The 19970-nt window shown below is 47.6% G+C and carries 23 protein-coding genes and 1 tRNA gene; 12 read left to right on the top strand and 12 right to left on the bottom strand.

Annotated elements, in window-relative coordinates; translation table 11 throughout:
- The first annotated feature begins 270 nt into the window (after nt 1–270).
- Together QWJ20_RS08085 and QWJ20_RS08080 are read left to right on the top strand one after the other, a co-directional pair.
- The gene (locus QWJ20_RS08085) at nt 271–648 is read left to right on the top strand and encodes a hypothetical protein (protein WP_433992246.1); all 378 of its coding nucleotides are present in this window, start codon (nt 271–273) and stop codon (nt 646–648) included.
- A 48-nt stretch (nt 649–696) separates the two neighbouring features.
- Nucleotides 697–1698, top strand: coding sequence for a hypothetical protein (locus QWJ20_RS08080; RefSeq protein WP_433992245.1), 1002 nt, complete (start codon nt 697–699; stop codon nt 1696–1698).
- Between the two features lie 278 nt (nt 1699–1976).
- Here QWJ20_RS08080 and QWJ20_RS08075 read toward each other — a convergent pair whose 3' ends face one another.
- Nucleotides 1977–2237, bottom strand: coding sequence for a helix-turn-helix domain-containing protein (locus QWJ20_RS08075; protein ID WP_323635617.1), 261 nt, complete (start codon nt 2235–2237; stop codon nt 1977–1979).
- 120 nt (nt 2238–2357) lie between these two features.
- Between QWJ20_RS08075 and QWJ20_RS08070 the strand changes: the two genes are divergently transcribed.
- The 6 genes from QWJ20_RS08070 (at nt 2358) to QWJ20_RS08045 (ending at nt 7815) form a co-directional block, all read left to right on the top strand.
- Complete coding sequence (locus QWJ20_RS08070) at nt 2358–2612, top strand: helix-turn-helix domain-containing protein (RefSeq protein ID WP_433992244.1); 255 nt, start codon at nt 2358–2360, stop codon at nt 2610–2612.
- A gap of 472 nt (nt 2613–3084) precedes the next feature.
- Complete coding sequence (locus QWJ20_RS08065) at nt 3085–3771, top strand: DUF5710 domain-containing protein (protein WP_233982729.1); 687 nt, start codon at nt 3085–3087, stop codon at nt 3769–3771.
- A gap of 192 nt (nt 3772–3963) precedes the next feature.
- Nucleotides 3964–4257, top strand: a complete 294-nt coding sequence (locus tag QWJ20_RS08060) for a DUF1778 domain-containing protein (RefSeq protein WP_433992243.1) — start codon at nt 3964–3966, stop codon at nt 4255–4257.
- On the top strand, nt 4254–4742 hold the full coding sequence (locus tag QWJ20_RS08055) for a GNAT family N-acetyltransferase (protein WP_433992242.1): 489 nt from the start codon (nt 4254–4256) through the stop codon (nt 4740–4742). The genes QWJ20_RS08060 and QWJ20_RS08055 overlap by 4 nt, the downstream gene beginning before the upstream one ends.
- Before the next feature lie 423 nt (nt 4743–5165).
- Nucleotides 5166–6887, top strand: coding sequence for an ATP-dependent nuclease (locus tag QWJ20_RS08050; RefSeq protein ID WP_433992241.1), 1722 nt, complete (start codon nt 5166–5168; stop codon nt 6885–6887).
- An 85-nt stretch (nt 6888–6972) separates the two neighbouring features.
- Nucleotides 6973–7815 (top strand): DNA adenine methylase, encoded by an 843-nt coding sequence (locus QWJ20_RS08045; RefSeq protein WP_433992240.1) that lies wholly within the window; start codon nt 6973–6975, stop codon nt 7813–7815.
- Nucleotides 7816–8013: 198 nt separating this feature from the next.
- Here the strand turns inward: QWJ20_RS08045 and ccdB are convergent, their stop codons facing one another.
- From ccdB to mobC, 3 genes are read right to left on the bottom strand one after another with little or no spacing between them, the layout of a single operon-like run.
- Nucleotides 8014–8319 (bottom strand): type II toxin-antitoxin system toxin CcdB, encoded by a 306-nt coding sequence (ccdB, locus tag QWJ20_RS08040; protein WP_433992239.1) that lies wholly within the window; start codon nt 8317–8319, stop codon nt 8014–8016.
- 2 nt (nt 8320–8321) lie between these two features.
- Nucleotides 8322–8540 (bottom strand): type II toxin-antitoxin system antitoxin CcdA, encoded by a 219-nt coding sequence (ccdA, locus tag QWJ20_RS08035; protein WP_015855076.1) that lies wholly within the window; start codon nt 8538–8540, stop codon nt 8322–8324.
- 58 nt (nt 8541–8598) lie between these two features.
- Nucleotides 8599–9342 (bottom strand): MobC family replication-relaxation protein, encoded by a 744-nt coding sequence (gene mobC / locus QWJ20_RS08030; protein ID WP_433992238.1) that lies wholly within the window; start codon nt 9340–9342, stop codon nt 8599–8601.
- Nucleotides 9343–9483: 141 nt separating this feature from the next.
- Here mobC and QWJ20_RS08025 point away from each other — a divergent pair, with 141 nt between their 5' ends.
- Nucleotides 9484–9654 carry a hypothetical protein gene (locus tag QWJ20_RS08025; RefSeq protein WP_433992237.1) on the top strand — a complete coding sequence of 57 codons (171 nt, stop codon included), beginning with the start codon at nt 9484–9486 and terminating at the stop codon, nt 9652–9654.
- Between the two features lie 600 nt (nt 9655–10254).
- Here the strand turns inward: QWJ20_RS08025 and QWJ20_RS08020 are convergent.
- Entirely contained in the window at nt 10255–10596 is a 342-nt protein-coding gene (locus tag QWJ20_RS08020; RefSeq protein ID WP_127031222.1) for a hypothetical protein, read from the bottom strand.
- A 185-nt stretch (nt 10597–10781) separates the two neighbouring features.
- Here QWJ20_RS08020 and QWJ20_RS08015 point away from each other — a divergent pair, with 185 nt between their 5' ends.
- Complete coding sequence (locus tag QWJ20_RS08015; RefSeq protein WP_433992236.1) at nt 10782–10976, top strand: YlcI/YnfO family protein; 195 nt, start codon at nt 10782–10784, stop codon at nt 10974–10976.
- Between the two features lie 104 nt (nt 10977–11080).
- Here the strand turns inward: QWJ20_RS08015 and QWJ20_RS08010 are convergent, their stop codons facing one another.
- Complete coding sequence (locus tag QWJ20_RS08010) at nt 11081–12340, bottom strand: tyrosine-type recombinase/integrase (protein ID WP_433992235.1); 1260 nt, start codon at nt 12338–12340, stop codon at nt 11081–11083.
- A 161-nt stretch (nt 12341–12501) separates the two neighbouring features.
- A tRNA-Phe gene (locus tag QWJ20_RS08005) sits at nt 12502–12577 on the bottom strand.
- Nucleotides 12578–12749: 172 nt separating this feature from the next.
- Here QWJ20_RS08005 and QWJ20_RS08000 point away from each other — a divergent pair.
- Both QWJ20_RS08000 and QWJ20_RS07995 read left to right on the top strand, forming a co-directional pair.
- Nucleotides 12750–13595 carry an AraC family transcriptional regulator gene (locus QWJ20_RS08000; RefSeq protein ID WP_205556658.1) on the top strand — a complete coding sequence of 282 codons (846 nt, stop codon included), beginning with the start codon at nt 12750–12752 and terminating at the stop codon, nt 13593–13595.
- A 35-nt stretch (nt 13596–13630) separates the two neighbouring features.
- Entirely contained in the window at nt 13631–14221 is a 591-nt protein-coding gene (locus tag QWJ20_RS07995; protein ID WP_433992234.1) for a LysE family translocator, read from the top strand.
- Here the strand turns inward: QWJ20_RS07995 and QWJ20_RS07990 are convergent.
- The 5 genes from QWJ20_RS07990 to aspA form a co-directional block, all read right to left on the bottom strand.
- A complete protein-coding gene (locus QWJ20_RS07990; protein WP_014914059.1) occupies nt 14218–14793 on the bottom strand; it encodes a transcriptional regulator in 576 nt (191 codons plus the stop codon). The genes QWJ20_RS07995 and QWJ20_RS07990 overlap by 4 nt on opposite strands.
- Before the next feature lie 34 nt (nt 14794–14827).
- Complete coding sequence (locus QWJ20_RS07985) at nt 14828–16558, bottom strand: protein-disulfide reductase DsbD (RefSeq protein ID WP_433992233.1); 1731 nt, start codon at nt 16556–16558, stop codon at nt 14828–14830.
- Nucleotides 16534–16866 (bottom strand): divalent cation tolerance protein CutA, encoded by a 333-nt coding sequence (cutA, locus tag QWJ20_RS07980; protein WP_433992232.1) that lies wholly within the window; start codon nt 16864–16866, stop codon nt 16534–16536. Before cutA ends, QWJ20_RS07985 begins: the two co-directional genes overlap by 25 nt.
- Nucleotides 16867–16997: 131 nt before the next feature.
- A complete protein-coding gene (locus QWJ20_RS07975; RefSeq protein ID WP_095701512.1) occupies nt 16998–18299 on the bottom strand; it encodes an anaerobic C4-dicarboxylate transporter in 1302 nt (433 codons plus the stop codon).
- 121 nt (nt 18300–18420) lie between these two features.
- Nucleotides 18421–19860, bottom strand: a complete 1440-nt coding sequence (aspA, locus tag QWJ20_RS07970) for an aspartate ammonia-lyase (RefSeq protein WP_433992231.1) — start codon at nt 19858–19860, stop codon at nt 18421–18423.
- Nucleotides 19861–19970 lie beyond the last annotated feature (110 nt).

Genomic DNA, 19970 nt, shown 5'->3' with positions numbered 1-19970 from the left:
ACAGCGATGTTGCTTAGAGTTGCTAAACAATGACTGTGGATTATATATCTCTGTGCATTCGTTCGGGCTTTATCTGGCAATGTTCTGTGTCAGAGCATAACTAGGCCTGATAATTGGCAACAGAACAGGAAGGCATAACTAATATTTTGTATGTTTATTAATGTGCTCAGATGTAATTAGTGATCAACTACACATTAATGTATTGGTGTAGATAGACAAAAATATAACCCGCTGAGAAAATGCAAATTACAACTAGTTATCGAGGTGAGAATGATGGCAAAAAAAAAGATATTAACTATTGGATTTGAATTATGTGACACGGATTCAGAATATAGTTCTTTTGATAACGACATATCTCTATTGGATTGGGATGTAATCCTTTTAAAGCCTGATATTAACGAATATCTATCTCGACAGCAATCATCTTTTCAAGGTAGTCCATGTCTTTCAGACTACGACTCTTTCAAATTAAAATCCCAATCTGAACATTGGCGAAGAGAAATAAAAGCAGCTGTTCAGCATGGTAAACTGGTGATTGTTTTTTTATGCGATTTGAAGAAGTTATATATTGCAACTGGAAATAAAAAAACTTCAGGTACTGGACGAAATCAAAAAGTCACTAGAATTGTCGATGAATATGATAATTAAAAATGCATTCCACTATCGCTTAACCCTACTAGCGGTAAAGGAAAGGAGATGAAGTTATCAAATAAAAAATCCGAGATAATACTTTCATATTGGAATGAGTTTTCTAACAAATCAAGATTCAATGTTACATTGAATCTTGAGAGATCCACTCCAATTATTTTTACAAAAATTGGTGATATGGAGGTAGGCTCATTGGTTCAGGGTGAACAAGGTAATGGCGCTATACTTCTGTTACCTGACATTGATTTTTATGAAGAAGATTTTCTTAATGATGAAGGGGAATGGACTGATAATGCCGTACAATTTTCCGCTAGATTCATTCAAGAGATCATAAAGCTTTCAAAAGCAATTAATTCATCAAGTGAGATAACACCTCCACCAGAATGGACGGAAGCGACTGCCTTCAAGTTAAAAAAGGAAAAGGTAATTAATGAGAAACTTATAAAGGTTGAGAAGAAACTTAATGATATTCAACGGGATAAAGAAGAACTTCTTGATAAGATTCATGGGGCTAGTGAGTTGCGTAATTTATTGTTTGAAAAAGGAAAACCTCTCGAGCAAGCAATTCATTTAGCATTAAACGCAATTGGTTTTAAAGTTAGCCATTTCGACAATGGCGAATCAGAGTTTGATGCGATTTTCATTTCTGAAGAGGGTCGTTTTATTGGAGAGGCAGAAGGGAAGGATAATAAGCCTATAAATATAGAGAAACTTCGTCAAATTGCTTTGAATATTCATGAAGATCTTAAGCGTGATGATATATCTGAACCAGCTAAGTCGGTTTTATTTGGCAACCCTTATAGAATGCTTCCTATAGAGAATAGAGATGAACCATTTTCAGCTAAATGCGTTTCATCTGCCAAAGCAAGTTCTACTGCATTAGTTTTCACACCCGATCTATTTATGGTTGCTAAATATTTGAGTGATAATCAGAGTAAAGCTTTTGCTAAGCGTTGCAGAAATGCAATTTTGAAAACAATTGGTAGGGTAAAGTTCCCTGACATTCCTAATAAAAAAGAAGTGACGTTAATTGAAAATGATATTGAATAAATATCATCATTTTTATAGTGATCCCTTCTAATCGATCTTTTACTACGATATAGAAGGGATTTGTAGTTATAAATGAAATGTTTTCTAAATTAATCGATAAAACTTATATGATAGTAGTTAAGTCTATTCTAATTAACTCATCGTATTTTTTAACGTCCGCTTTTGGCTGTGTTGCATCTATCGGTTGAACTCACGGCACAGAGTTGTCTGTCAGATTAGGCATGGCTCTAATCCACAAAAGTATCAACTCTAACCTGAGCTAATACTATTGATGTCAACTAGGTCTTATTTTTATGTTTCAAGTAAAGCTCCAAAACCATCTCAGCAAAATCATCGTTAACGGTGTAAAAGTAGCATTCCGGCACATTTAGAACCTTTGCGAATGAACACATCGTCTCAAATGTTGGGCGATGTATTCCCCCCTCATACTGAGACACGCGGGAACGCGCAGTTTCCTCCTCAATACCTGCAAGGACACCCAGCTTTTCCTGGGTTAGATGAGCACGTAGTCGCGCCGTTTTGAGACGAGCAGGAAGCATTCATTACACCATCAATGATCATACATTGACTTAGTGTTTAGCATTACTTAACATCGTGGTTGTTTAGAGTTACTGAACAAGGCGTGTTTAATGTGAAGCCATAAAATAAGGATCATGGAGATGATTGATAAGGATTGGCATCCGGCAGACATTATTGCTGGCTTGAGGAAGAAAGGCACAACGCTGGCGGCGGTTTCAAGGGCATCTGGACTCGCGTCTTCAACACTTGCTAACGCGTTGACAAGACATTGGCCGAAAGGTGAGAGATTAATTGCTGGTGCATTGGGAAAGAAGCCGGAAGAGATCTGGCCGTCACGCTATCAAGGTATGAACCCGAATCATGGGGAAAGGGGAGGCGGGATAGCACGCTCGTAGAGAACTGAACCCAGTTCAGAATCCAATCCCCAAAAGCAAAAAACCAGCCGTTAGGCTGGTTTCTTTAAATTAGTGGTGCCCGGACTCGGGATCATTCAGCTTTCTATTAAGTTGAAATGTAGCATAAATTTTAACCGTGGCTGTTGTCAAGACCCATAGGTTGACCCGTGTTTTTATAGATAGATCAGAATGATGGGATGTATGCGATAAAGAAATGTCTGGTTCGTTCCTTTGGTTCGATTCCCTATGATGTCTATAAATCGTAATGACATTAGCGTTACGGTTGCTATGTGATTAATGTCCAGAGAGTAGGACGAAAGGGTATATCATGCCGATGGATAATATTTATCTCGAGCGTGAAGCGTTAAATTAACTGGCGAGGCCAGTACGCGGTTCCATACCCTTGCCCGTTATCTGTGATAAAAATAATTTTAGGCGATACTGATTACCAAAAACCATACAAGGAGGATAAATGGCAAGAATAGACCTTAATGTTCCGTTTGATGAGAAAGACGAAGCTAAACGTCTAGGTAGCCGTTGGGATCCTGAAAACAAGACTTGGTATATTCCTGATGGTACACATCTAGAACCGTTTGAAAAATGGATACCTTTCAGAAATGTTCGTGCACCATACTGGTACATTGCACAAACATTCGGTGCATGCTGGAAATGTCGTGAGGAAACGTTACTGACGTCAATATTGCTGCCAGTGGGGCATGAAACTCTTGAAGCGGATGAAAATGATGTCAACGACGAGGCGGCAGATTCAGAGGCATTGCAGACATACTGGATGGTGCACGAGAAGCCCGCTTTCGTGTTTTATATTGATGACATGCCACGGGGGGTATCAACGCAACTCGGACAGGTTAAGCATTATCTGTCCAAAGATTACAGTAAAACGACGGACAGTCGTTACTGGATGAATCATTGTCAGCACTGTCATGCTAAACAGGGAGACTTTCCCCTGCATTGTGAACCCAACGGCTATTTCTGCCCTCTGGAGGTTCGTTATGGGCAAAGTATAGAATTGCGTACCATCAACACACCGTTTTCTGCAGCGTGTAATGGTATTTCACATGACCATATTCGCATCCATTTTGGTGATTCGGGCGTTTCTACGGCTGGTGAAATGTTTTCCTGGATGAAAATCGTAAGCTGAGGTGCTAATAGCAGCTATTCTCCGTTCAGTTTTGATTTGACACTTTTTAAGTGAGGTAAGGATGCTTGCTGATCACAACAGCAGATAGGGAAAGATCATTATCGATCAGCTCTGTTTTAGTAAATCGTAATGACATTAGCGTTACGGTCGCTGTATGATTAATATCCAGAGAGTAGGTCGGAGGATAACATCATGCCAGTGGCGAACAGCGTTTCTGTTAAACGCGAAACACTGAATTTACGCATCAAGCCTGCAGAACGCGATCTGATTGATCGTGCTGCGAAGGCCAGAGGAAAAAATCGTACTGATTTTGTCCTTGAGGCTGCCCGTGCCGCCGCAGAGGAAGCGTTGCTCGATCAGCGCATCATCATGGCAGATCCCGATGCTTATCAGGAATTCCTTGCTCGTTTGGATCAGGCTCCCGCACCAAATGCTGCGCTGCGAAAAACCATGCAAACGCCTGCACCATGGGAACAGAAAAAATGATTTCCGCCCCTGAGCCCCTACGCGCCGAACATGTACTATCTTCATTCTGTTGCGGCGTGGAGTCTATGGACAACTGGCTAAAACTACGGGCGATGAAAAATCAGGTTACTGGTGCATCACGAACTTTCGTCAGTTGCGATGATTCAAAAGTGTTGGCGTATTATTCATTGACTTCCAGTGCTGTGGCAACGAGTGCCGCCCCCGGACGTTTTCGCCGCAATATGCCCGATCCGATCCCGGTCGTGGTGCTGGGACGTCTAGCGGTGGATACGTCATTGCATGGTCAGGGCGTTGGCCGGGCTCTAGTACGTGATGCTGGGCTAAGAGTGATTCAGGTGTCGGATACTATTGGCATTCGCGGGATGCTGGTTCATGCGCTGTCTGATGAAGCGCGAGAGTTTTACCTGCGAGTGGGATTTGAGCCTTCGCCGATAGATCCGATGATGGTGACGCTGGGGGATTTGGTGGGGAGTTTATCAATTTGAACTTGATGTTGTGTCTGTAAGATCAAAAAATGAATGGTTCGTTTTAGTGGGATACTTACAGTCTGTGCTGGCTTACTATGGATGATTATGAGCACGCGCTACGCTGTTATATCAATGTGCCTGATGCGATGGATATGATCTTTTTAGTGAGGGAAGTTAGATAGTGTGTAGATATCAACTAATCGGAAATCTGTAGGTGAATGTGTATTGGTCGGTATTCTTTATGTGAATTACCGACCTATGTTGGGTAGATATATCGATGTAATAATGTTTTTGTGATGTAGATCATTAATGTGGAATCTGCTCATTAATTATATTTGAATGCTGTTTTTATTGAAAAAGTTTTGTAGAAGCGTTAGGTTTACTTAGTAGCTTCCTGAGCAATTACCTAAAATTGACTATCCCTTAGAGGACTTATTAGCCGTGGCAAATAAAATAACAAAATTAAAGTCTATTGATATAAAGAATTTTAGAGGACTAAGTGGTGTATCTCTTGATATAGCTGATCGTATTACAATTGTTTGCGGTAAAAATGGCACCTCAAAATCTACTATATTGGGAATTATTGCTCAGGTTTTTAGCTTTAAAAAAGATTATTCAGAAAATCCGCCTGAAATTTTAAAGTTTAAGACATTAACTGATGTTAATTTTGAGTCTGTTTTTTCTGATCATTTCAGGTTTTCTAAACATGATGAACCAGGCTCAATGGATATAGGATTTGTTGTTTATGACGGTGCGTCTGATACAACTCAATCGGAGTTAAAACTCCGTGTTTATGATGTTGCCGATAGAGATAAAGTTCGTCCAGTGGTGAGAGGAAATAAAATAGAAGGGGTTAGTAATACTAGTCGAAATATTACTCATCCAGTTATATATCTAAGTCTTGCTCGTTTGCAACCAATAACAACGAGAAGAGAATATTCAGTAAGAAATGAAGGATATATTCGGAGTAATTCTGATTATTTTAAGGGTTTAAATAATAAGATTCTTATAAAAACAACGTCTACTCAAATTACGGCTACTTCTGGTAGCATTAAATCTGTAGTAGGTCATGCAAATTATTATGATCAAGATTCGGTATCGGTTGGTGAGGATAATGTTGGTCAAATATTACAAGCATTATTATCATTTAAAAAATTAAAGGAAGAATACAAAAATTATCATGGCGGGATATTATTAATTGATGAAGCTGATGCTGGATTGTTTCCGGCAGCTCAGTTAGAATTTATCAAGCTATTAACGAAGATAACAAAGGAGTTAAACTTACAGGTTGTAATGACGTCTCACTCTCCTACAATGATCGAAGAAGTATATAAATTAAGTAAAGTATCTAAAGATTATAGAACAATATATTTGACAGATACATATGGAAAAATAAAAGTTAAAAACGATTTATCATGGCCGCAGATTTATGCCGATCTACATGTTGATACTGTAAAAGTTAAAGATGACTATTTTCCTAAGGTTAATGTTTACTTTGAAGACCTTCAGGGATTTGATTTATATAATGCTATAATTACAAAGGCTACTCTAAAGAAAATAATTCATCCATTGAAGGATATTAATATTAGCTGTAGTGACCTAATCAGTTTGGTAACAAGAAAAATCCCCGAATTTTCCGCAAGGAGTATTATTGTCCTAGATTCTGATGTTAAGGATGATAAAAATTACAAAGATATACAAAATCAAAAAAATGTAATTCTGCTACCTTCATCTTTGCCTCCTGATCAATTACTTTTTGAATTTTTGTGTAATTTAGAACCTGAGGACGCCTATTGGGAGAATGATACAGGATTCACAAAGGCGGTGTTTGAACGAGCTGCATCTGATATTTATCAGAAATTGAGCATCACAGTGAGTCCTGGCATTAAAATAAATTTACAAAATTATATTGATCAATTTAGAAGACGGCCTGAGTATCAAAAAGGACAAGTTAGAGAAATGTTTAAACAATTCTCGAAAAAAGAAAAAATACTAGAGGTCGTAGGTGGTAAAGTTTCAATAAATCCTTATAGGTATTGGGCAAAGAAAAATCCTGACCTCGCAGGGGGATTTTTGGATAGGTTTATTTCTGGGTTAATACATGTTCTAGTTAGCGGTTATGGCCTCGAGGTGGCACTTGTCACTCCTCGCATCCAAAGCTAATTTATTGAAAGGCATGGCTATTTCCAGATGGCCATGCCCGTATGTTTTGTGTTATAATGGCCAAAATTTTTTTATATGAGTTACTATGCGTTTTAATACCCCTTTAAGATACCCTGGTGGTAAGGCAAAATTAACCAATTTTGTCGAAGAATTATTACGACTAAATAGGTTTACATCAATTCATTACGCAGAGCCTTATGCCGGTGGTGCTGGACTTGCTCTAAATTTGTTGATGAAAGGGAGTGCTGAGGTTATACACCTCAATGATATTAATAATGCCGTTTATTCATTTTGGTACTCGGTACTAAATCATTGTGATGAGCTTTGCTCTTTGATTGAAGATACCTGTGTCACAATTGATGAGTGGCATAGACAAAAGGATATAATGTCTAAACAATTAGATGTAAGTCCTCTTGATTTAGGGTTCTCAACATTTTTCCTAAATAGAACTAATCGTTCTGGAATTCTTAAAGGCGGAGTTATTGGCGGTAAAAAACAAGACGGTAATTGGAAATTAGATGCACGATATAATAAAAACAATTTAATTGATAGAATTCAAAAGATAAATAAAAAAAGTGATAGCATATTCTTGACGAATATGGATGCTGTTGATTTTCTAGATTATATTGTAGTAAGGCTTTCTGGGGATTCCCTTATTTATTTAGATCCGCCTTATTATATCAAAGGTCAGGGGTTATATGAAAATCACTATAAGCATGATGATCACACTTTAATCTCAAAAAAAGTGATCTCTGAACTTAATGTACCGTGGATTGTAAGTTATGATAATGTCCCTCAGATCAATGATTTATATAAACCATGTAAAAAAATGTCCTATGGCATAAAGTATAGTGCTCAAGATAGATATTTGGGCTCTGAAGTGATGTTTTTTAGCGATGGGTTGAAGAGACCTCGTGTTTTTAAGTGATTAGTAATTCTTATGAACTGTTGAGTATATTAATGATGACTGGTTGTTTGCAATTTATTTACTCACGGTGAGTGATAATGTTATGAAAATCCTATGATGGTCTTACTGTAAGTATCCCAGCAAATCGTACCATTACTGATCATACTCATTTACTGAGATCACTATGAATAAAATGTGATGTGAACGCCTAGACCCCTCTCAAATCCCCCAAAACATAAGATTAATCGCATCCTTAATCTCATCGGCGTAGTCGCCAAGATCTGCAATCGCTTCACCAATGACCTCAGCGGGAACGTTAGATTGTTCAGTCGTCATCAGCCGATAATCTTCGCCGTCGATTCGGATCAGAGGGAACAAAGTCTTATTCACTTTCTCAGACAGGTAATGTGATTCGATAAGCGGAATGACCATACGCCGCTTTGGTGTGTCGACAATATCGCTTTGTACATCGACAAACATTTTGTAGTGGCTGGCGCGTTTGTATTGATAAACAATGAATTGCATGATCACCAATTCCTGTTTTCATCTGCAAAGGAGCCATTCTGCGCGATAAATCGGGCGACTTCTTCCATCCCTTCGCGGTTTTCCTTCTTCCACTCTTCAGCCTTGATACGGCGGGCTTCTTTGCCAATGGCGTCATTCACCAGCCCGGAAATATTGACTCCGGCAGCACTCAGAACCTGATAATTGTCTTTGTCCACGGTAACGCTGACACGGTGTTTCATGATGGTGCTCCTCTCTTGTGCATACTTTGAGTATATACTCCGCGTGGTTGTTCAGCAATTAGTCAAAATTTAACTCCAACCCTTTCAACTCCTCAAACGTATAAACCCGAAAAACATGACGGTGCTTCGCTTCCAGCGGGATACGCTGATGATTCACGATGACGTGTTTGATGCTATTGAACAGCAGTTCGAGAGCAAGCTTTTTCTGTGAGTCTGGCACGATGTAGAAAACGTACATCCAGTGCTTTTGAGTACGCGCCAGTAAATGGTTGGTGATAATCGACTGGTAGCGTGCTTTGGTTTTCAGACGGCGCTCAGTCTCTACTGCGATGACCGTTCCGTTCGGGAGCGTTATCACCCCATCCGGGCGGTGTGTGGTTCGATAATGGCTGCGAAATGTTGGGCGGTTGCCGTGAAGCCACCCATAAGCGCCTTGCTTCTCCAGAATAAGCCGGGCGAGCTGGTTATCAAGGTGATGTTCCAGCGTCCAGCCCGTGATTTTAGCTGGCTCAAAGCGAGCAGGAAAACCGTCATCATCTGGTGTGACGACTGCGGCTAATCCGTCGTTGGTGATCCCCCACAGTGAGATTTTCTCCATCCTTGTGCAAAACGTCTGCTTTTGAATGAATCCCATGTCGATGGCCTTTGCCAGCAATAGATAAAGCGGTTTGTGATTTTTATAATCAAAAAGCAGCATCAGGGTTTTAAAATCGCTGTAGGTTTCTTCTTTCAGAAAGGTGAGCAGAAGTCGCATTTTTTCGTGACTACGCGCCCGGCGTTCACGGTAATCAGAAATCAGCATGGTTCCTCCTTCGCATTTTACTGGGGTGTTCGCTCTTTCGGTTTTATCGCCTCATTGCATGGGGGAATACCTTCGCCCACTGGTATGAGTCGACGTCATGAGGCGATCCTGTGGGGATAAAGAGGTGACCGCGATGCGGTCATGCGCCGGAAAATACATTTCCCGGCACAAAACGGTGTGCGCCAGTTCATGCGGGCTGGACGCCCTTATTACCTGTCGCATGAGGGTAATGTCGCGGCTGGACGCCACGCCAAAACCCCCAACGTCAACAGCGGCACACCGTCGCGCGCTACGCGCGACTACCCCCTTTGAGACGCCGTTTTTAGCCCACTTTTTCTTTTGCCCGTTCCGGTCAGCGAAAAAATGGGAAAACGCCTTCAAAGCGGGTAGTCGCGCCTCGCTACCGGCTTGTGGCCGGAGACTTAGCCGCGACGGTGTGCGGGGCTGATGCCCCCCAAATAAACCGACGCGTGGGCGCGTCTTTTTGCTCGCTGGGGCGGCAAAATTTATTCGGCTCCCCCCGGCCTGCTCGGTTTCCCTTGGGGGCAACGTTCGCCGGTGGGTTCGGGCGACGCAAATTAGCAATTTCTGCGAAATTGAATTTACTCGCCTCACGCCACGGATGAATGCCCGCGAGACGCAGGCCTTCACCCGCCTAAACCCGTCGCGTCCTGCATCGTGCCTAGATAGCCTGTTGAGCGCTGTCAGCGTTGCGAAAATAAAACGTGCTGGCATGTCTTCCCCCTGCTGAAATCAGCCGATAGGGAAGGCTATCGGGAAAAAGGAAGGATGCCTGCAAACAACTCAATATCGGATAGGAAGAATTATTGTTATTGAGTCACGAAAGCAAAAAAGCTCTGACCGTGAGTCAACAACGGCAGAGCTTTAATCAAGCTGGTGATGTTCAGATGGCTATCTGGCGGTGAGTGAATGTGCGCGTTTTTGCATATCGGTAAGGGCAGGGATGAGTAAACTGATTGCGGTTAACCCATGCCCCAACTGGCACAAACTTTCTGGCGTCGATTCACACACGTCATTATCGGCAAAGGTAATCAGCGCATCGCCAATGAAATTCAGGCAATGGCAAAGCCCGGCCTGTGTTTCGGCGCAATATTCTGTGACCTGCGAGAGTTCATCATTGTCCATGTGTGAAAAGTCCAGACGAGCCAGCGCGGCACTCATGGCGGAGTAACGGTTCTCATAATCCGGCAGTGATTGATAAGACGCGCCCGTGTTACTATCGGTGTCAGCCATAGCATTAGTCCTCATAATGTTGTGGTCAGAAGCCCGGTTAGTGTTGGCGCACTGCCGGGTTTCGTTTTTCACCATGAATTCGCTCTTGGTGTCCATACACCTTAACGCTAGGTGCACATACACGTCAACGTGTTTAAAAATATTTTTCCTTGTATAGTGTGCGTTCAGCGAGAAAGGAAAATGGCATGCCTACAGGTTCTAAAAACAAGCGTTCGACCACAAAGGGAATTCGCTTCCCGCATGAGCTTATCGAAGAAATAAACGCCAGCGTTGCGCAGGAGAAAGCGGAAGATCCCGATGCTAATTTTTCAGCCTGGGTTCTGGATGCATGCAGCCAAAAATTGGCAACGCCAAAACGCGATAAGCCAGTGAAATCCTAACGGTAAGAAACGTTTGGCAGAATGCCCAGATGGTTTTAAGACAACGCTCCTGACGGGTTTTCTATCACATAGAAAGCCCGTCAGGAGCCAACAAGCGCAGCGCGTTAGCCAGCCGAGTGACTCCGCGCATAAATATACGGTGCGACATATCCTTCACGGTTTACGTCCAGATAATCCGACCACCATTGCATCATTTCGATTCTTGCTTCCAGATGCTCCGCTTTATGCACATACGCCGCCCGCACACCGTTGCGCTCTTTGTGGCTCATCTGCCGCTCAATGGCATCCTTTGACCAGCGCCCGGACTCGTTCAGAGCGCTACAGGCCATCGTTCTGAAGCCGTGGCCGCACACCTCGCTTTTGGTGTCGTAGCCAATCACGCGCAGCGCCTTGTTGATGGTGTTTTCACTCATCGGCTTGTTCAGGGTATGGGCACCCGGAAAAACGAAGACCGACTCGCCGGAATGCGCCTGAATCTGTTTTAGCAGGGCGACCGCCTGCCGTGACAGCGGCACCAGATGTTCATCCTTCATCTTTGCCCCGCGTTCTGAAAACCTCACGCCGTTTACCGCTTCGCGCTGGGCGGGTACGCTCCAGATATGTGCTTTCAGGTTAAATTCATCCCAGCGGGCAAAACGGAGTTCACTGGAGCGCAGAAACACATGTAGATTCAGCTCCAGCGCCAGACGGGTGAGCATCCGGCCCTTGTAGTTCTCCATCTTCTCCAGCAGTTCAGGCAGGCGTTTCAGCGGCAGAGCGGGGTGATGTTGGGTCACAACCGGGGTCACGACACCGTCCAAATCGTAAGCCGGATTGTATTTGATTACGCCCTGCTGGACGGCGTGGCGCATGATTTTGGTCAGATGCTGGCGTACTCGTCCGGCGACGTCATGCACGCCTTTGTCGTCAATCGCCTTAACCAACTGCGCCAGATGGCGGGTTTCAACCTGCGCGATATCCATCGCACCTATCGCAGGGAAAACGTAGCGTTTCAGGCAGGTGAGGATTTTATCGGCGTGCGCGTCCGACCAGAGCTTGAGGCTGCTGGTGTGCCACGCCATTGTGACAGACTGAAAGGTGCGGGATTCATCAACGGCGGGATTGTTCGTTTTGCGAAGCTGAGAAGGGCTGATGCCGGATGCCAGCAATTTACGCGCCGCATCACGCTTTTCACGGGCTTCTGCCAGTGTGGTTTGGGGGTAGGGACCAAAGGCCAGACGGCTTTCTTTACCGCCGAAGCGATAGCGGAAATACCATAGCTTAGCGCCGCTGGGTGATACCGTGAGGTACAGGCCTTGCGAATCAGTGAGCTTGTAAGATTTTGCGAGAGGTTTCGTAGATCGGACTTTGCTGTCAGTTAACATATGAGGGTCACTCCCGTTCATCGAACTGAATGACCCGCAATCTGACCCACAAATTCCCCGATACGAAGGGATAAATCAAAACGCATCGGAAAAGATTTTCACGCCAACTTATTGAATTACATACGCATAGGAATTTATAAGGAGGCATAAAAAAGGAAAGGTGGTGCCCGGACTCGGAATCGAACCAAGGACACGAGGATTTTCAATCCTCTGCTCTACCGACTGAGCTATCCGGGCAACGGGGCGCATTAAACCTTAATCCCGTATGATCGTCAACCCTATTTAGGGAAAAGCTGTTCAACTGCTTAACTTTACGGCAATCTGATCGGGTAGGCGTCGATTTTGCACAAATCTTCCAGAATTGATGCCTATGAACGGGTAATGCTGAGAGCGAAAAGAGGGGAGCGAGATGGCGAACGACTGGCTTGAGCTACGTCAGCATGCAGATACGGGGATTGAAACGATCAAGGCGCATTTTGAAGGGCACGCCTATGATCCACACTGGCACGACAGCTACCTCGTGGGCGTGACGCTTTCCGGTACGCAGCAGTTTCACTGTCGCCGTGAGCGACATCATAGTCGGCCTGGTGATGCCTTTTTGCTGGAGCCGGGTGAAATCCACGACGGTGACGCGCCGGTCGATGGTGGGTTTACCTATCTGACGTTTTACCTCGATGAGCAGTGGCTGACTAATGCGCTGCACGGCTTATATGCTTCCACGCCAGGAAGTTACTCGCTTCATTTTGCGCAAACACTCACGCGTGATCCACAGCTGGTTCGTTCGATTGGCGACACGTTCGCCACGCTTCACAACGATGAAATGAAAATTGTGCAGCAGAGCGCCATGGATAACCTGCTCTCGCAGATCACCGCACATTGTCACTGGCGAAAAAGGTTACCCTCGCAGCTGCAAAGCACGGCGGTGGCGCATCGAGCACGCGATTATCTTTATGCACATCTGGGCGAAAATATCGGTCTGTCTGATCTCGCGCGGGAGACAGGCACCGATCGCTTCACGCTGACACGTTGCTTTAAACGTGAATTTCATCTTGCTCCGCACGCCTGGCTTATCCAACTTCGTTTGGCGAAAGCACGGCAGCTACTGGCGTGCGGCGATCAGCCTGCCGACGTGGCTGCGACCCTAGGTTTCTCCGATCAAAGCCATCTTGGCCGTTGGTTTCAGCGGGCGTATCGGATCTCGCCTGCCCATTACCGTCGGTTGTGCACAAACCTTCCAGACGTTTCCAGAAAATAGCGGCACAGTCAGGGCTCTTAAAAAAGGAGTGACCTGTGAGTTTGATGCCGTTTCTGCTGTTTGCATTTGTCGCCTCGATAACGCCGGGGCCAACAAATATCCTGATTTTAACCAACAGCCAGCGCCATGGCGTGAGAAACACGCTACCTGCGGTGGTCGGTGCCTGTGTGGCGGCAAGCGCTATCGTCCTTATTTCCGGTGCCGGTGCGGGAGAGATGCTGCGTCAGTATCCGGTGGTTCGTCAGGGGATGAGCTGGGCGGGTGTGCTATGGCTAAGCTGGATGAGCTGGCAGTTATTCAAGGCTCCCGCCGCTAATCTCTCTGGCGAATCGCACAGCCGTTTTACGGCTCGCGCAGCGGCGTTGTTACAGGTGATTAACCCGAAAACGTGGATGATGGCATTGGCTGTCGTGAGCTTGTTCGCTCCTGCGGGAGAGCATGCGTTGCGGGAAATATCGATAATGGCGCTGTGGTTTTTGATTATCTCGATGGCCTGTCTGGTGTGCTGGGCAGGGCTGGGGAAGGCCGTGAACAGGGTGTTTCGCACCACCGTTGCAATGGTGCGCTTTCAGCGCCTGATGGCGCTGTGTCTGTTCGTTTCCGCCTGGGCAGGCATGCTCGCTTAGGTCAACGCGCCGTTTTTGCGGCACAGCGCAAAGCGTAAGACATCCTCTGCCAACCGCTGGGCCGTGGCGATGCTGGCGGCCTGATGCTTGACCAACAGGTTGCTCAGGCAGCCTTCCAGAATCAATTCCATCTGCTGTGCCACCATCTCAGGATCGTCGGTTTCCAGCTCTTCCAGCAAATCGCGAGTGTACTGGTAAGACGCCAGCTTCTGCTGTTCCGCAATCTGGTGGATAGGGTGATTGATATCAGGGAAGAAGCTGCACGCCGCAATAAACAAGCAGCCCGGATAACGCTGTTTGTTCACCGACTCATGCAGCACCTGATAGCGTGCCAGCAGCTTTTGCTCGATGCTTTTCTCGTCGTCCAAGAGAAGCTGACGTCGCCAGGTATCGACCTGCTGGCTATGGTGGCGCAGGCCGTCGTACAGCAGCGCCTCCCGATCCGGCCAGAATGGCGTCAGTTCCTCTACCGGAACGCCCAGTCTCTCCGCCAGCATATCCAGCGTTGTCATGGCAAAGCCGTGCTGCTCCAGCAGAGTAAGCGCATGTTCAAGAACATCTTCCCGTTGCATTAGGTCTCCTCCAGAAGCACATATCTCGTGTTGTTTATGGGCTGAATTTCTGCAAATGCGCCTTAAATTGTTCAGCGTTCATAAAACCGGTGACGCGCGAGCTGGGGATCTCTTTCCCCTGAGCGTCAAAAAATACGATGGTCGGCAGCCCTAAAACCTGTAGCTTTTTCAGCAGCGCGTTTTGTTCTTCGCGGTTAGCGGTGACGTCCGCCTGTAGCAGCGTGATGCGCGACAGATGGTTTTGCACCGCCGGGTCGCTGAACGTGTATTTCTCGAACTCTTTGCAAGCCACGCACCAGTCAGCGTAAAGATCGAGCATAACAGGCTGAGCGCTCTTTGCCAGCGAACTGTTGAGATCGGCAATATTGGTGACAGGGGCGAAGTTCAGTGCTGAGGTATGGGCTTGCGCCACGCCAGCCGGAGGAAATACCCAGTCTTGCAGCGGTTTGGCGCTGATCACCACGCCTGCCAGCAGCAGTAGCTGTACGCCGCGCATCCAGCCTTTGCTGCTGCGCAGCGTCAGCATGAGTGCCCAGCCGAAGAAGGCGATACCGAGCGCGCTCCACAGGCGTATCCCCCACGTCTCGCCCAGAATGCGTTCCAGCAGGAAGACGGGCAGTGCCAGAATGATGAAGCCAAACGCTTCCTTAACGTACTGCATCCACGGGCCGCTGCGCGGCAGCAGTTTGTTGCCGAACAGCGTAACCAGAATGAGTGGTAAGCCCATGCCGAGCGCGTAGAGATAAAGCGTGCCGCCGCCTGCCAGCATGTTGCCGCTCTGGGCGATGTAAAGCAGGATGGCGCTGAGCGGGGCGGTGGTGCAGGGGGAGCAAATCAGCCCAGCCAGCGCGCCCATGCAGAATACGCCAGTGACGGAGCCGCCCTGCTGACGGTTGCTCCACTCTGTCAGCCGGGTCTGTACCGATGACGGGAGCTGGAGCGTATACAGGCCAAACATGGACAGCGCCAGCGCGGCAAACATCACCGATAAGCCAATCAGAATATACGGATGCTGGAGCGCGGCCTGAAAGCGTAATCCGGCGGCGGCGACAACCAGCCCAAGCAGCGTGTAGGTCAGCGCCATGCCTTGAACGTAGGTCATCGACAGCAGCAGCGTGCGGCGCGGCGTCAGCTGTTCTTTTCTGCCCAGCACCAGACTGGCAATCAGCGGGTACATTGGCAGAACGCAAGGAGTGAAGGCGACGCCGATACCAATCAACAGCGCCCACCACGGCGAGAACGGCATCGGCGTGGTCTGCGGCGGTGCCGTCTGGGCTGATGCGGAATTCGAGGTATCCGTGCCTGCGTTAGCAAGCACCTGACTGAGAGGAACAACTCGCGTTTCCGGCGGATAGCAGAAACCCGCATCGGCGCAGCCTTGATAGGTGACTTTAACCGTCGCGCCGTTGTCGGCCTGTTGAATCGGAACCGCTAGCGCCAGCCGATCCCGCAGGATAAAGACCTGACCGAAGAACTCGTCGTTATGGCTTTCGCCCTGTGGCAGATCCACCTTGCCAAGCGTGGCACCGTTCCCTTCGATCTTGATTTGTGCGCGGTACAGGTAGTAATCGGGATGGATATCCCAGCGCAGGTTGAGCTGGTTATCTTGCTGCTGAAACTCAAAGGCGAAAGCGCCATCGACTGGCAGAAAGCGTGACGTCGTGCTGTTGCCAAACAGTTTCTGACCGAAAGAAGAGGCGGCCACACTGGGTGTGCCGAAAGCCGTCCATAACAGGAAAATCAGCGTAAAGATGCGTTGAGCCATGTCAGATAATCGCTATCGCCCCCGGATACCGGCAGAACTAACAGCTCCAGCGTATCGTAAGGGTGTTGTTGTTTCAGGTGAGTCAGCAGGGCTTGCTGATGTGAGGTATCGCTTTTTATCAGCATTTGTACTTCTGATTGCTGTTCGAGCTTGCCTTCCCAGTAATAGAGCGAACGTGCGCCGGGCAGCAGGGTGACGCAGGCGGCAAGCCGCGTTTCCAGTAGCGAGTTAGCAAGCCGTTGCGCACAGGCGTCGTCAGGTGCGGTACATAATATGACGACAGCATCGCAAAGCGGGCGGTCAGACATCACATCCTCCGTGTCAGATGAACAAATTCCAGACAACCAGAGCCACACTATACCTTGCTTTATTGTTTGAAGGGAATGAAGCGGATCGACGAGTTACGCCGATCCGCGAGGGACTGTCTGACAGGCAATGTTTAGATCAGGATGCTGCCGAGGATAAAGCCAAAGATCACCGACAGCGTAATCGCCATCACGCCCGGAATCAGGAAGGAGTGGTTAAACACAAACTTGCCGATGCGCGTTGAGCCGGTGTCGTCCATCTCCACGGCGGCCAACAGAGTCGGGTAGGTCGGCAGAACGAACAGGGCAGAAACGGCAGCAAAAGACGCCACGGCCGTGACCGGAGATACGCCCAACAGCAGCGCAGCAGGCATCAGCGCTTTTGCCGTTGCCGCCTGTGAGTAAAGCAGGGTGGCGGCGAAGAACAGCACGACGGCCAGCATCCACGGGTAGCTTTGCAGCAGCGCGCCAGCGGTATCCTGAATATCGGAAATGTGTGCTTTAACAAAGGTATCGCCCAGCCAGGCCACGCCCATCACACAGATACAGGCGCTCATGCCGGACTTAAACGTGCTGGCAGAGAGGATGCGCGAGGTGTCGATTTTGCAGGTGATGCAAATCAGCGTGGCGATCGTCAGCATAAAGACCACTATCGCTTCGTTGCGTGGCAGAACCGGATTCTGAATCAGCCCAACCGTGCCGCTGATCGCTGTGGCATACAGCACGACAGCGACGATGCCGATCAGAAATAACATCACGGAAAGTTTGGCACCCGGTTTGATCTCATGCTGGCTATTACCGCGCAGCGTGGTTTCGCCTTTTTTCAGACGTTCCTGATAAATCGGATCGTCTTTCAGCTCCTTACCCAGGAAGTTGGTCACAATTGCCGTCAACATGATCGCGGCGAGTGTGGTAGGAATACAGATGCCTAACAGCAGCAGATAGCTGACGCCGTGCGGCTCAAGAATACCCGCAACAAACACCACCGCTGCCGAGATCGGCGAGGCGGTAATCGCGATTTGCGAGGCGACAACGGCGATAGAGAGTGGGCGAGAAGGGCGAATCCCCTGCTCTTTGGCGACTTCGGCGATAACCGGCAGGGTGGAAAACGCGGTGTGTCCGGTTCCAGCCAGAATCGTCATGAAGTAGGTAACCAGCGGCGCGAGAAAGGTGACGTATTTCGGGTGCTTACGCAGCAGTTTCTCCGCCAGACTGACCAGATAATCCATTCCGCCCGCCACCTGCATGGCGGCAATGGCGGCGATAACGGCCATGATAATTTCAATGACATCAAAAGGGATCACGCCGGGCTTTATCTGAAACCCCAGCGTAAGAACAAGCACCCCCAGGCCACCGGCGAAACCAATGCCGATGCCTCCTAGCCGCGCCCCCAAATAGATGGCGAGCAGAACGATCAGTAACTCAAGACCAAGCATGACTATGCTCCTTAATTAATAATAAAAATTTCATAATTTATTCTTATGGACGTAGGCGGCAAAAAATAAAGGCACGCTGTTCTTCGTGAACGGACGTGCCTGTGGGTATTAGGTGTTGGTGTTAAGGAAGCTCGTTTTCATCGGTGTAGCGCTTGGCTTTGTACGCTGGATGCATCAGGTTCTGGATGGAGAAAATGTCATCCAGTTCGGCTTCCGTTAGCAGGCCGCGCTCCAGAACGACTTCACGCACGCTTTTCCCCGTTTCCGCGCAGATTCTGCCGACGATATCGCCGTTGTGGTGGCCGATGAACGGGTTCAGGTACGTCACAATCCCGATGGAGTTGAAGACGTAGGCTTCGCACACGCTCTTGTTGGCGGTGATGCCGTTGACGCATTTTTCCAGCAGGTTGTAGCAGGCGTTGGTCAGAATGTGGGTTGATTCAAACATCGCCTGACCGATAACTGGCTCCATCACGTTTAACTGTAATTGCCCGGCCTCTGACGCCATCGTGACGCAGGTGTCGTTACCGATGACCTTGAAGCACACCTGATTGACGACTTCCGGCACGACCGGATTCACCTTGGCGGGCATGATCGAGGAACCCGCTTGTAGCTCCGGCAGGTTGATTTCATTCAGGCCAGCGCGAGGGCCGGAAGAGAGCAGACGCAGGTCATTACAGATCTTCGATAGCTTCACGGCCAGCCGCTTCAGCGAACTGTGTACCATCACATAGGCACCGCAGTCTGACGTGGCTTCGATCAAATCCTCTGCTGGCACGCACGGCAGACCGCTGACTTCCGCCAGACGCTGCACCGCCAGTTGCTGATAGCCGTCTGGCGTGTTCAGGCGCGTACCGATTGCGGTTGCGCCCAGATTGACCTCAAGCAGCAGTTCCGACGTGCGCAGCAGGTTTTTGATTTCTTCCTGCAACAGCACGTTAAATGCATGAAATTCCTGACCGAGTGTCATCGGCACGGCGTCCTGCAACTGGGTGCGACCCATTTTCAGCACGTCTTCAAATTCTTTGGCTTTACGCTCGAAGCCATCGCTCAACTTCGCTATCGCCTCTGTCAGTTTCAGGACTGCCGCGTAGACCGCGATACGAAATCCGGTGGGGTAGGCGTCATTGGTGGACTGGCATTTGTTCAGGTGATCGTTGGGGTTCAGATACTGGTACTCGCCTTTCTGGTGGCCCATTAACTCCAGACCAATATTGGCTAATACTTCGTTGGTATTCATATTGACCGACGTGCCAGCGCCCCCTTGATACACATCTACCGGGAACTGATCCATGCATTTGCCGTTATTCAGCACTTCATCGCAGGCGCGGATGATGACGTCGGCGATTTTTTTCGGGATAGTTTGTAGCTCTTTGTTCGCCAGCGCTGCGGCTTTCTTCACCATAACCATGCCGCGCACAAACTCGGGTATATCACTGATTTTATTGTTACTGATATAGAAATTTTCGACAGCGCGTAGCGTATGAACGCCATAATACGCGTCTGCGGGAACTTCTCGGGTGCCTAACAGGTCTTCTTCAATACGAATGTTTTCTGACATGAGAGTGCCTATCCTGTTGTGCGACTAGTGATGCAACTAGACGTTGTGGACTGGTGTGTCGGGCGGCGTTATCTTGGGAAACTGTTATTTCAAAAGAACAGCCATTTCAG

Origin of the sequence: Pectobacterium sp. S5, assembly GCF_051707265.1 — a bacterium.
GTDB classification, from domain to species: Bacteria; Pseudomonadota; Gammaproteobacteria; order Enterobacterales; family Enterobacteriaceae; genus Pectobacterium; species Pectobacterium polare.
The sequence above is the reverse complement of the archived record's forward strand: the minus strand, read 5'-3'. Positions and strand labels throughout refer to the sequence as shown.